The 12,105-nt window shown below is 71.7% G+C and carries 11 protein-coding genes and 1 pseudogene; 4 read left to right on the top strand and 8 right to left on the bottom strand.

What is annotated here, in order from left to right:
• Positions 1-696: 696 nt before the first annotated feature.
• Together ACZ3I4_RS47080 and ACZ3I4_RS47075 are read right to left on the bottom strand one after the other, a co-directional pair.
• Positions 697-1,265, bottom strand: a pseudogene (locus ACZ3I4_RS47080) (IS110 family transposase); the annotation flags it as partial.
• Between the two features lie 52 nt (positions 1,266-1,317).
• The gene (locus ACZ3I4_RS47075; protein ID WP_465388705.1) at positions 1,318-2,235 is read right to left on the bottom strand and encodes a DMT family transporter; all 918 of its coding nucleotides are present in this window, start codon (positions 2,233-2,235) and stop codon (positions 1,318-1,320) included.
• Between the two features lie 84 nt (positions 2,236-2,319).
• Between ACZ3I4_RS47075 and ACZ3I4_RS47070 the strand changes: the two genes are divergently transcribed.
• From ACZ3I4_RS47070 to ACZ3I4_RS47060, 3 genes are all read left to right on the top strand, one after another.
• Positions 2,320-3,030: a DUF4184 family protein gene (locus tag ACZ3I4_RS47070; RefSeq protein ID WP_465388704.1), complete on the top strand. Its 711-nt coding sequence runs from the start codon at positions 2,320-2,322 to the stop codon at positions 3,028-3,030.
• 15 nt (positions 3,031-3,045) lie between these two features.
• On the top strand, positions 3,046-3,648 hold the full coding sequence (locus ACZ3I4_RS47065) for a MarR family winged helix-turn-helix transcriptional regulator (RefSeq protein ID WP_465388703.1): 603 nt from the start codon (positions 3,046-3,048) through the stop codon (positions 3,646-3,648).
• Positions 3,649-3,737: 89 nt separating this feature from the next.
• A complete protein-coding gene (locus ACZ3I4_RS47060) occupies positions 3,738-4,283 on the top strand; it encodes a carboxymuconolactone decarboxylase family protein (protein WP_465388702.1) in 546 nt (181 codons plus the stop codon).
• Between the two features lie 9 nt (positions 4,284-4,292).
• Here the strand turns inward: ACZ3I4_RS47060 and ACZ3I4_RS47055 are convergent, their stop codons facing one another.
• Both ACZ3I4_RS47055 and ACZ3I4_RS47050 read right to left on the bottom strand, forming a co-directional pair.
• The gene (locus tag ACZ3I4_RS47055; protein ID WP_465388701.1) at positions 4,293-5,480 is read right to left on the bottom strand and encodes a hypothetical protein; all 1,188 of its coding nucleotides are present in this window, start codon (positions 5,478-5,480) and stop codon (positions 4,293-4,295) included.
• Entirely contained in the window at positions 5,473-6,333 is an 861-nt protein-coding gene (locus tag ACZ3I4_RS47050) for a helix-turn-helix transcriptional regulator (protein WP_465388700.1), read from the bottom strand. The genes ACZ3I4_RS47055 and ACZ3I4_RS47050 overlap by 8 nt, the downstream gene beginning before the upstream one ends.
• Before the next feature lie 134 nt (positions 6,334-6,467).
• Here ACZ3I4_RS47050 and ACZ3I4_RS47045 point away from each other — a divergent pair, with 134 nt between their 5' ends.
• The gene (locus tag ACZ3I4_RS47045) at positions 6,468-7,154 is read left to right on the top strand and encodes an SDR family NAD(P)-dependent oxidoreductase (protein WP_465388699.1); all 687 of its coding nucleotides are present in this window, start codon (positions 6,468-6,470) and stop codon (positions 7,152-7,154) included.
• A gap of 9 nt (positions 7,155-7,163) precedes the next feature.
• On the opposite strand, the gene ACZ3I4_RS47040 is transcribed toward ACZ3I4_RS47045, so the two are convergent.
• The 4 genes from ACZ3I4_RS47040 to ACZ3I4_RS47025 all read right to left on the bottom strand — a co-directional run bounded on the left by ACZ3I4_RS47040 (position 7,164) and on the right by ACZ3I4_RS47025 (position 11,856).
• Positions 7,164-8,390 carry an MFS transporter gene (locus ACZ3I4_RS47040; protein ID WP_465388698.1) on the bottom strand — a complete coding sequence of 409 codons (1,227 nt, stop codon included), beginning with the start codon at positions 8,388-8,390 and terminating at the stop codon, positions 7,164-7,166.
• A 229-nt stretch (positions 8,391-8,619) separates the two neighbouring features.
• On the bottom strand, positions 8,620-9,591 hold the full coding sequence (locus ACZ3I4_RS47035; RefSeq protein ID WP_465388697.1) for a hypothetical protein: 972 nt from the start codon (positions 9,589-9,591) through the stop codon (positions 8,620-8,622).
• A gap of 76 nt (positions 9,592-9,667) precedes the next feature.
• On the bottom strand, positions 9,668-10,327 hold the full coding sequence (locus ACZ3I4_RS47030; protein WP_465388696.1) for a response regulator transcription factor: 660 nt from the start codon (positions 10,325-10,327) through the stop codon (positions 9,668-9,670).
• Entirely contained in the window at positions 10,324-11,856 is a 1,533-nt protein-coding gene (locus ACZ3I4_RS47025; protein ID WP_465388695.1) for a sensor histidine kinase, read from the bottom strand. Before ACZ3I4_RS47025 ends, ACZ3I4_RS47030 begins: the two co-directional genes overlap by 4 nt.
• Positions 11,857-12,105 lie beyond the last annotated feature (249 nt).

The raw sequence follows: 12,105 nt of genomic DNA, 5'->3' as shown, positions 1-12,105 counted from the left end.
CGGGCTGAGTCGGCCGGGCAGATGGGTGCTCGGGCTGAGTCGGCCGGGCAGATGGGTGCTCGGGCTGAGTCGGCCGGGCAGATGGGTGCTCGGGCCGAGTCGGCCGGGCAGATGGGTGCTCGGCAGATGAGTGCTGGGGGGCGGCCCTATGGCTTTGTCTCGGGGCCTTGGTCGGGTGGGGTTGCGGCTTTGGCCTGGTTGAGAAGTTGATCGACGGCGCGGGGGCTGCGAAGCACGTGGAGGTTGGCGTGTGTGGCGTTGCTCGCGATCGCGGCCCACCGTGGGCAGGCTGCGGCGTCGATAGGCGAGGACCCAGCGCCAGAAGGCCAGGTTCTCGGGGGAGCGGCGCAGCGCCAGAGGGGAAGTCCAGCACGAGGACGGTGTCGGCGGCTCGCAGTCGTATGTCGAGAACGTCGTACGGGCCGAGGTTGCCGTCGATTATCCATCGCCGGCCGCTGGTGAGCCGGTGTTGGATGTCCGTCCACCGGTCCCTGAGGGCCGGAGTGAGGTCTGGCGCCCAGAAGTGTTTGTCCAGCTCGATGACCGGTAGATCCAGGGCGGCGCCCAGGTGGGCGGCGAGAGTGGACTTGCCCGCGCCGCCACGGCCGAGGATCACGACCTTTCTCATGCTGCTCGGGCGCCTGGGGGAGCCTGGCCGAGGGCGCGGTCACGCAGCCTGGCGTGCAGGACGTCGATGTAGGCGGCCAGGTGCCCGGAGGTTGGGAAAGAACTACTTCGAGCGGAATTCTCGCTGCGGTCCTGACGCCGGCGCCGGGCATCGAGGTTCGGAGTGAGGAAAGAGGGTGTGTATCAGGCATTCCTTCGACCCGGTCACGCTGGCGGAGCGGGTTGTCGGCCAGTCGGGGCAGGACGGTCTAACTCCACGAGCTTTGTGTGGCCGGCATCGCGAAGCCCGGCTGGTCCGCCAGCGCTTCGAGGGCGGCGGCTGCTGCAGGTCCGGGCCCAGCACGCGATTCTGGGCGCGGATGCGGTTGCTGATCCGGGTGACCTCGCCGGTGTCGACGCGGCGCAGGACCAGGCTGGGCCGGTGGGCCACCTGGCGTCCACACGCCCGGGCGACAGCGGCGGGAATGGTCGACCACAGCCAGGCTCCGGCCGTGCCGGGCGCGTTTGCTGAACAGTTTCCGCAGCCCAGCCTCCGCGTCGTGCAGGCGCTTACCGTCACGGCTCGGACCGGCCGCGCGGTGTCCTTCGTTGCCGACGTCCAGTCCCAGGAACACGCACCTCGCTCGGCCGCTGGTCAAATTGGACCGCTGGCATCCACATCACGAGGAGCCCGGGGTCGATGCCTGACTGCTACTGAGGTCGCAGCGCGGCCACGGCGGCCAGGATCATGACTCCGCCCAGCAAAGCGGGCCACGGCAGGCGCTCGCCCAGCAAGGCGGCGGCGAGCAGGGCGGCGGAGACCGGCTCGAGCAGGGTTGCGATCGTGGCCGCCGAGCCGGTTGTGGTGCGCAGGCCGGCGTAGAGCAGGCCGTAGGCGAGGGCCATGGTGGCGATTCCCAGATAGGCCAGCACGGCCAGCGAGGCCGGGCCGGTGCCGATCAGCGGGTGGTCGTTGACCGCGGCGACGATCAGGAAGGGGCTCAGGGCGACCGCGCCGGCCGTGGTGGTGGCGGTGGTCAGCGTGATGGGGTCGGTGCTCCGGGCCAGCGAATGCCCCAGGACCGTGGTGGCCGCGTAGATGACGCCGGCGGCTACGGCGAGGGCCAGACCCCCGTACGGGGAATCGCCTGGGGCCTTGGATCCCTGGCCGGCGGTTGCGCTGATCAGGATCAGGCCGGTCAGGGCGGTCACCAGCACGGCGGCCTGGCGCGCCGGTGGGCGGGTGCCGGCTCGCAGGTGTTCCCAGGCCGCGGCCAGGATGGGAGCCAGGCCGAGCGAGACCACGGTGGCCACGCTCACGCCGACCAGCAGCACCGAGGCGAAGTAGAGGCCCTGGTAGGCGGCGGTGCCCACGCCGACCAGCACGGTGCGGCGGGGGTGCAGGCGCAGCAGGGACCGGATGGCCCGGGCGCGGCCGGTGACGACGGCGAAGCCGATCAACGCTACGGCCGCGAGGAGCATCCGCCAGGCGCTGACCGTCATCGCGCCCAGGTCGTCCCACTCGTGCAGGACGGTGACGGCCAGGCCGCCGGTGCCCCACAGCACCCCGGCCGCGCAGACCTGCAGCAGCCCGGCCCTCGAACTGTGCCGAGCCCCCGCAGCCGTCATGTCGTGAGGCTAGAGGAGCGCCTTTCGCGAGGCTCCCACCGGTCGCACACCGGATCTCCACAGATGATCAATAGCGTACGGGGGGTGGCGCTCACTGTTCCCACCCATCCGGTCATCGCGGTGCTCAAGGTGTGGCGGCCCCGGTGGTTCGACGGGGTCGCGCTGGTCGTGGGGTCGATGGCCCCGGATCTGGCGTACGCCCTGGACGGGTCGGGTCTTCCGGTCTGGAAGCTGTCGCACGGGCTGCGCGGGTTCGTGTTCTGGTGTGTTCCCGTGACGCTGGCGCTGGCCTGGATGATCCGCTGGGCGGCGCCGGTGGTGGCGAGCCACCTGCCGTACTTCCTTCGCGACTACGGCGTGCTCGGGCGCAGCCGGCACCCGCTGCGGGTCAGTTGCTGGTCGGCGCTGATCGGGGCCGCGAGTCATCTTCTGCTGGACTTCGCCGAGCTGCAGCTGCCCGTGGCCGAATACGTCATGCACGTCCTGGGCGCGGGCGGGTTGCTCGCCCTGATGGTTCATGTCCGCCGCCGCCGGTTGCTGTTCCGCTGGCACGGTGAGCCGCCATCTTTGCCGTCCCATCCGGTCCGGTTCTGGACGGTCGCCGCCACCGTGGCGCTGCCCCTGGCGGCGCTGACCTTCTTCCTGCCGGGCGCGGAACTGCTGCACACCACGGGCGTACGCCTGCTCCTCGCGGTCACCATCGGAGTGCTGGCCGCCGCAGCCTTGCGGGCGCCGGACCGGGCGCCGGACCGGGCGCCGCTCGAAGGTGCGGATAATGAGGGGAAGCACTTCTAGGAGAGGACGGCGCGCATGGCGGAGGTTCCCGGACCGCCGGCGAGCAGTCAGTTGCTGATCGGTCTGGCCCGGCTCGGTCAGGCCGTACGGATGGAGGCCTGGCGCAACGCCGGACCGCACAACCTGTCCCCGTTGCAGGCCGACATCGTCACCCTGCTGCAGGGCAAGGCGCACCCGATCCGGCAGGGCGAGATCGTGGCCGCCCTCGCATCGACCCCGCCGACCGTCTCCGACGCCGTCAAAGTGCTGCGGAAGAAGGATCTGCTGGAGGCTAGCCGTGACCCGGGGGACGCCCGCGTGTTGCTGCTGGGGCTGACGTCCGCGGGCCGGGCCGAGGCCGATCGGCTGCGCGGCGAGTCGGAGACGCTGACCAGCGCCGTGGCGGCGTTGCCGCCGGAGGATTTCGCCGCCCTGCTGCGCGGCACGACGAAGCTGATGCGCGAGCTGCAGGACCGGAAGGCCATCCCGATCTCGCAGATGTGCCTGACCTGCCGGTTCTTCGCGCCGCGGGCCCATCCCGGCACGGATCGGCCGCATCACTGCAACTACGTCGACGCCCCGTTCGGCGACGCCGAGCTGCGGGTGACCTGCCCCGACCACGAGGCCCGGGAGCTGTAATCCAGGCCATACGTCCCCGATCTTGCCTCGGCGCTTCGCTCGGTAGATAGTTGGCAGTGCCAAATACACCGAGCGGAAGAAGAAACGCCATGCCTCGTATCGCCACCGTCGACCCCGCCACCGCCGAGGGCCAGGCCCGCACACTGCTCGGCCGGGTCGAGCGCGCCCTGGGCGTCGCCCCGAACATGATGCGGGCGATGGCCAACTCGCCGGCCGTGCTCGACGCCTATCTGCAGTTCTCCGGGGCGCTGTCCAAGGGCTCGCTGCCCGGCCGGGTGCAGGAGCAGATCGCGCTGGTCGCCGCGGTCGAGAACGAGTGCGGCTACTGCCTGGCCGCGCACACCGTGCTCGGCGCCCGGGCCGGGGTTTCCGAGGACGACCTGGTCGCCGGGCGCCAGGGCCAGGCCTCGGACCCCAAGGCGGAGGCGGCGCTGACCTTCGCCAAGCAGGTCATCGCGACCAAGGGTTTCGTCAGCGACGCCGACCTCGACGCGGTGCGCGCCGCCGGATACGGCGACGGTGAGATCGGCGAGATCGTGGCCGCGGTCGCCCTCAACACGTTCACCAACTACTTCAACTCCGTCGGCCAGACGACGCTGGACTTCCCGGCCGTCGAGGGCGCCGCCCGTCCTTAGAACCCAGTTCTACAGCCGCCACGCCGCGGGGCGGATTACGCCGTCGGCGTTGCGGACGTTGGCGACCAGCAGGCCGGCGTCGGTCAGCTCGACCACGTTGCTGATCGACCAGCCCGCGGGGGCGGACAGCGGGGTGCGGACGCCGCCCTGCCACAACGAGTAGCGCAGGGTGCCGTCCTCGCCCTCGGCCCGGACGATCACGCGGCCGCCCGAGGCCGCGGCGACGCCGGTGGAGGCCCGCTCACCCTCGGCGTACGGGATGCTCTTGCCCTCGCCGGCCGGGGTCCAGTACGCGGCCTGCTGAACGGCCTGGCCCGCGAAGCCGCCGTCGGATGCCAGCGCGTTCAGCGAGGACTGCGTGGAGTCGCAGGTGAGGCCGGCGAACTGGCCGCCGGACGGGGTGGCCCGGCTCAGCACGACGTCGGTGCCGGGCACCCCGCCGACGTGCTTGACCAGCACGAACGCGATGGTGCCGCCGTCGTTGCTGTAGCCGCTGGACACCACGGTGCCGTCGGGCAGCACCCGGGAGACGCAGGCGGTGGAGAGCAGGAACGAGCTGAACACGGGGAGCCGCAGCGTGGCCCCGTCGCGCCACAGCACCGGGCGGGCGGTGGTGCCCTTGCCGATGCCGTTGGTCACCCACACCACCGCGGTGCCGGGGCCGCCGACCGAGGCCACCGTACGGCGGTAGCCGGCGTCGATCTCGGGTGTGCCCCGCAGCGGGGTGCGGGTGCCGTCCCGGGCGACCAGGTCGGACTCGCCGGTGGGCTCGGCGCCGCCGGTGAACACGCCCAGGGTGCCGCGTGCGCCGACCGCGTCGACCCGGGTGCCGGGGACGAGGGTGGCCGACCGGCCGGTCAGCGACCAGCGAACGGCCCGTGAGGCGCCGTCGACGGTGGCCGACCCGGCCGCCTCGCCCAGATCGGTGAGGCCGGCGACGGTGCCGGTGGTCGCGCCCGCGGGAAGGGCGAGCGGTTGCCGCAGCCAGCCCGCCCGCGGCACCTTGGCCCAGCGCTGCGGGGCGCCGTCGGCGGTGCCCGCGACCACCCCGAGCGGTGAGACGTCCACCGCGGTGACCGAGGTGGCGCCGGCCGGAACGGGCAGCAGCTCGCCGCGGACCGTGGTGGCGGCGGCGGGGGCGGACAGCCCGCCGGCGAACAGGATCGGGACGGCGGCGGCCGCCAGCACATTAATCATCAACGATATTTACCAGAGGTTCGCGTCCCGTGGTGTCCCGGCCGAGCGAGGCCAGCAGAGCGAGCTTGTCGGCATTGCCCGAACCGGCGTCGGGGTGGAACACGATGAGCATCAGGCTCTCGGTTCCGCCCACGCTCAACCGCTCCCGATTGAGCGTCATCTCGCCGACCTGCGGGTGATTGATCTGGATGGGGGTTCCGGTCTGCCCGCGCACGTCGTGACGGCCCCAGAGCTGACGGAACCGGGGGCTGGCCAGCGAGAGTTCCCCGGTGAGCTCGATGAAGCGGGGATCGTCGGTGTCCGTGCCCACCGCCTGCCGCAGGTTGGCGACGAAGCACTCGGTCACGTTCCGCCACTCCGGATGCAGGGCCTGCACCGCCGGGTCGAGGAACAGATCTCTCAACTGGTTGCCGCCCGGGGCGAAGCGCGGCGAAAGCGCTTGGGCCAGGCTGTTGGAGGCCAGGATGTCGAAATAGCGGTCCTCGATGAAGGCCGGCTGGGCGAGCGATTCCAGGAGCTTGAGGATGCCGGTCGGCGGGACCTCCTTGCGGGGCCGGCGCCGCCGCTTGCGCGAACCCTCCGAGACCAGCGTCAGCAGGTGGGCCCAATGGTCGTCGTCGAGGCGCAGCACCCGGGCGATCGACTCGAGCACCTGCACCGACGGACGGCGGTCGCGGCCGCGCTCCAGCCGCAGGTAGTAGTCGGCGCTGATGCCGGCCAGCATGGCGACCTCCTCACGCCGCAGGCCCGGCACCCGCCGGACCCCCACGCCGGGGATGCCCGCCTGCTCGGGGGTCACCAGCTCGCGGCGGGCCCGCAGGTAGGCGCCGAGGGCATTGGTCGTCTCGCTCACCGATCCAGCGTAAGCCGGTCGGTCGCGGGCAGAGGGGGTCCTGTCACACCCCAGGCTGCGCAGGGCTCTGGCCCGCCCGGACGAGCGTGCCTAGCTTTGGCGACGGCCACATCGTCCGAGAGGAACACCGAAAAATGACCGTCACACTGATCACCGGAGCCAACAAGGGCATCGGTTTCGAGACCGCCCGGCAGCTCGTCGAGCTGGGTCACGTCGTCTACGTCGGCGCGCGGGACGTCGAACGCGGCGAGAAGGCCGCGGCCACCCTGGGCGCCCGGTTCGTGCAGCTCGACGTGACCGACGACGCCTCGGTGCGCGAGGCCCTGGCCACGATCGGCTCGGCCGAGGGCCGGCTTGACGTGCTGGTGCACAACGCGGGCATCCTCGCCGCCGGCGAGGTCGACGGGCCGGCCGCCCTGCGCGCGTTCGACACCAACGCGGTCGGCATCGTCCGGGTCACCGAGGCGGCGCTGCCCCTGCTGCGCAAGTCGTCCGGCCCGCGGGTGGTCACCGTGTCGAGCAGCATGGGCTCGTTCTGGGCGGTGACCAACCCGGAACGCCCCGAATCCGGTCTGCCGCTGCCGCTCTACGCGGCGTCCAAGGCCGCCGCCACCATGCTCACCGTCATGTACGCCAAGTCGGAGCCGGGCATCAAGTTCAACGCCGTCGAGCCCGGCCCCACCGCGACCGACATGACCGCCGCCTTCGGGATCGGCCGGCCGCCCGCGGAGAGCGCCAGGACGGTCGTACGCCTGGCCACCCTCGACACGGACGGCCCGACCGGGACCCTCAGCGACGAGAACGGTGTGCTGCCCTTCTGACCGGCCTGGTCACCGTCCCGGCGACGCGTGCGTGTGCACCCACCAGGCGAGCGGAAGGGCGATCAGCAGCACCGCCTGGATCGACAACAGCGCTCCGACGATGCCCCACCGGTCGGCCACCAGCCCGGCCCCGAGGGCGACGAGCGCGTAGAGCACGCTGCCGAGCAGCGACGCGATCGAACCCATCGTGGCCCGTTCCCGGTCGGTGAACTCGCGCTGCAGCAACGTCTGCTGGGCGATCGTCGAGATGCCGTAGGCCGGCGACCCGAGCAGCACTGGGGAGACGACAGTCGGCTTGATCAGCGCTACGAAGTTCACCACGTTGTCGAACAGCTCACCGGCCAGCAGGGTGCGGGCCGGGCCCATCCGGCCGATCACCCAGCCGCTGACCCGGAAGCAGGCGAAGGCCAGTCCGTGGCCGAAGGTGCGCCACAGGCCCAGCGCCCAGAGCGGCCACAGCCCGGCCACGAAGATCGGCGACAACTGGGCCGCGCTCTCGCTGCTGTAGCGCAGCGCCGACACCAGCGTCATCCGGCGGAGCAGCGGACTGCGGCGGATGCCCCGCAGGGCCGATCCGAGATGCCCGAGCACGTTCGTCTCCAGCGGGCCGTGCACCCGCGGCTCCCGGACCCGCAGGGCGACGAGCACGCACAGCACCTGCGGCACGACCGAGACCACCACCACCGTACGGAGGGACCAGGCACCGGCGATCACGCCGCCGACGGCCGCCGCCAGGGCGAGCGCGATCTGGAACATCGAGTTGACCCGGCCCGAATGCCGGGGGAACTCGTCCTCCCGGCCGGCTTCGAGCAGCGCGTCGTAGAGCAGAGCCTCGTTGTTGCCGCTCCAGAACGCGGTCGCCAGGCCCTCCAGCACGACCGCGGTCAGCAGGACGCCGTAGCCCGGCGCGCCGGCGTACCCGGCATGGGCGGTCACCATGACGACGGCGCCGGCGATCATCGTGCCGCGCCGGCCGAAACGGTCGGAGAGCACCCCGGTGGGCACCTCGAACGCCGCCGACGACAGCATCTTCACCGCCAGGAGGCTGGCGGCCGCGGTGTACGAGCCGGTGACCTGCGCAAAGTAGAGGACCATGATCGGCCCGTACATGCGGAAGTCACCGAAGAAGTTGAACCAGCTCAGCAGGTGGACGGTGTGATCGGCGGAACCCGGAGCAGGTCTCGGGCCGAAGGCCCGGAGGCGGGCACGATGCAGTACGGAATGACGTGCGGACACAGCAGAACTCCCGGAAAGGCGAACGGAGGCGCCAGACAGCGCCCAGGCCGGCGACATGTGTCACCTCGCCCCGGCGACCGGGAGGTGGGCTGACTCTGCTGCTACTGCGCGGCTTTACGAGCCTGCGACTGCGGTCACCAAGGGGCGAGCGGAAGCTCCGGTCATCGTTGCGTGCATCAGTGCTCCCCAATTCCCTTGGCAGACTTCGCGACGCCTCACACTAACCGCCTCAGCCCTTTCCGCGCAGGGCCCGGAAGAGGAACCAGACGCTGCCGAGGGCGGCCGGCAGGGCGATCAGGTACGCGGCCCACCAGACGCCGTCCTGCTGCCAGCCGGCGAACGCCTGCACCGCGACGCCGAGGCTGACAAGCAGACCGGCGATCTGTGCCGGGCGGGTGCGCCAGAACGGATTCCGGCGTACGGGCTCGCCCTCCTGCAACCGCCGGGCGTATTCGCCGGCCGGGCCGAACTCCTGCTCGGGCGGGCGGCCCGAAACGGCCAGCCGGGCCCGGGCGTCGCGGGTCAGTTCGGCCGCCCGGTCCGGCGGCAGGTCGTACCGGCCGATCAGCAGACCGTTCAGACGGCCGAACCAGTCGCCGGCCGGCTCCGGGGCGGCAGCGGGGGACGGCTTGCCGGGGCCCCGCAGCTGCAGGGCCACGAGGAGCGCCGCGACGGCGACGACGGCCACCACCGGCAGCTGGAACAAGTGCTCACGCGGCAGGGTGGTGAACGCGGTCGCCGCGGCCAGCACGAGCACCACCGTCGCGGCCCAGGCGTACCCGGCCAGGCGGGGGCGGCCGGAGGCGCGTACGGCCTGCGGCACCGCGCCGGCCCAGAACAGCGTGGCCATCAGCAGAGCGGATCCGGTCAGGCCGGCGGTGGTCGCCGGGAACGTCCAGGTTCGGTCGATCGCGGCGAACACCAGCGCGGCCGGGATCACCAGCAGCGGCAACGCGAAGAGCGGGCCACCGAGGTAGTCGCGCGGGGTCATGCCCTCCCGGTCGACCAGTTCCTTCAGCTCCGCCGGTTGCTTCGCGGCGAACTCGCGCGGCTCACCGAAGGCGTCGAAAGGGCTTTCCCCCGTACGGAGGCAGTGTGCTCGGACCTCCTCGATGATCGGGTTGGCCGCGTGATGGCGGATCCCCTGGTCGCTGAGCGCGATCCGGGCCGGCAGTTCCCAGGTTTCGAAGGTGATCGTCATGGGAGAAAGTGTGGCCGTGGACGGGATTCGTACGCGTCTGCCGACCAGCAGAACCGGCCTCACACTTTCGTTGATGTCAGCTCTCGAGCAGGCCCGTGCGCTGGGCCAGCATGGCCGCCTGCACCCGGTTCTCCACGGCCAGCTTGGCGAACACGTGATAGACGTGCGTCTTGACCGTTCCCTCGGAGACGAACAGGTGCCGGCCGATCTCGGCGTTGGACAGGCCCTGGGCCAGCAGGATCAGCACCTCCCGCTCCCGCTCGCTGAGCAGGTCGACCTTGAGGAGTTCCTCGGTCGGCCGCGCGGCCGGAGCCGGCAGCCGGTCCAGCACCTGCCGGGTGACCTTGGGCGACAGGTAGGCGTTTCCGGCCGCGGCGGCCCGGATCGCATACTCGAGCTCGTCCGCCGCGGACTCCTTGAGCAGGAAGCCCGCCGCCCCGGCGGCCAGCGCCTGAGCGACGTACTCGTCCTGGCCGAACGTGGTCAGCACGACGATCCGTACGGCGGGCATCAGACGACGGATCTCGCGCAGCGCGGCCAGACCGTCGAGGACCGGCATCTGGATGTCGAGCAGGGCGACGTCGGGCCGATGCCGCACGGTCAGGTCGATCGCGGCCCGGCCGTCGGCGGCCTGCGCGACCAGCTCGATGCCGGCGGCCGGCCGCAGGATCGCGTCGATCGCCGTCCGGATCAGCGAATCGTCGTCGGCCAGAAGAACCCGCAGCGGTTCGGTCATGACGGTTGCCCCCGAATGATCTCTTTGCTGACCAGCTTGCCGTCGCGGAAGCAGAACCGGTAACTCAGATCGCCGGTCTCGTCGCGCAACTGTTCCATGAGGGCCGCCGAATAGTCGAGGCAGCCGGCGGGCACCTGATCGCCGGTCACGGCGGCCTCGGGGTCGGGCAGCATCGCCCGTACGTCGGGCTCGGGCCGGCCGACCTGGATCGCGTCGTAGGTGTCGCGGTCGACGACGGTCAGCGCCGTGGCCAGCCACACCCCGGCCACGCACAGCACCAGGAACGCGACGATGGACAGCGAGGTGGCGACCAGGACGAACCGGGACCGGCGGCGATGCCGGTCGATCACACCCGTGAAGTCGGCCGCGACCGGTTCCGCGGCGGGCGGGACGGCCTCATCGTCCAAATTGGGCAACGTGGCCGCCACCCGGAAGCCGCCGTCCGGAGTGGGCCCGTGATAGAGCATTCCCCCGGCGATCCGTACGCGTTCGGCCAGCCCCAGAAGTCCCTGCCGGCTCGTGGCCCGGACGACCCGCTGCCCGCCCGTGTTCGTCACCGCCGCGATCAGCGCGTCCGGCTCGTAGCGCAGCAGCAGCGTGATCGCGCCGCCCTGGGCGTGCCGCAACGCGTTGGTCAGACCCTCCTGGATCACCCGGTACGCGGCGTGCTCGGTCAGCGCCCCCTGCGGCCGCGGCTCACCCTCCCGGACGAGCTCCACCCGCGCCCCGGAGGCCCGCGCCTGCTCGGCCAGCTCGTCGAGGCCGGTCAGGGGGCGTACGGAGGTCTGCGGATCGTCCTGACCGAGGATGCCCAGGATCTGGCGCAGCTCGGCCATCGCCGCCGACGACGTCTGCCGTACGAGGTCGGCCGTTTCCGCCCGTTGCCCGTCGTCGGCGGTGCGCAGCATCGACGAGTACAGCGAGATCAGCGTGAGCTTGTGCCCGAGCGAGTCGTGCATGTCGCGGGCGATGCGGGCCCGTTCGCGGATCTGGGCCTGCCGGGCGATCTCGTTCTGCTGGCTGTGCAACTGCTGATTGCGCCCGTGCATCGCGTCGATCAGCGCGCGCCGCCGCCGGACCAGCCGGGCCACGCCGGCCGGCAGCACCGCGAGCAGCGCGAACAGCGCCGAGGTGAGCAGGACCCACTCCAGGCTGAGCGGCTCTTCCCAGACGATCGACGCCACGAAGCAGGCCCAGGACACGGCCAGCCCGGCCGCGACCTGCCACCAGCGGGCGACGCGATAGCCGAGCGAGGCGCTGAGCACGACCAGCAGCACGCTGCTCGGGCCGCCGGTGCCCAGACCGGCCACGGCGGCGGCCAGATAGGCCGTCAGGGGATGGGTCAGCCGCAGGATCATCAGCGCCGGGGTGGTCAGCCCGACCAGCCAGGGCGCGAGCGGATACCACCCGGCGGCGGCCGACGTGACCACGGCCGTGACCGTTACGAGCGCCACCAGGGCGATCTCGTAGACCAGCCGCCACGCTCCGGTGAGGCCGGCCCGCTCGCGCCACCGGTCGATCGTCTTCATTGCCTGCCAGTGTGACCGTGACCGGTTGGCGGGGCTCATCCGGGGATCGCGGGGGTGTTCTTCACGGTGACGACTTCGGGCATGGCAATCCTCCGGTCCGGTGGGGTGGGGTGGCACCAGCCTGCCGGGATCCGGAGCGGGGGTCGTCAGGGCTTCGGGGGAACCCGGCCGTCGTCCGCCACAACGAAAGTGGGAGCGGGCCTGAAGCAACCGGCGTGCAACCGAGAGTGCAACCGAGCCGCTTCAGGC

The organism is Actinoplanes sp. NPDC021490, assembly GCF_055562135.1.
Note: the sequence above shows the minus strand (reverse complement) of the source record. Positions and strands in the feature narration are given on the sequence as shown.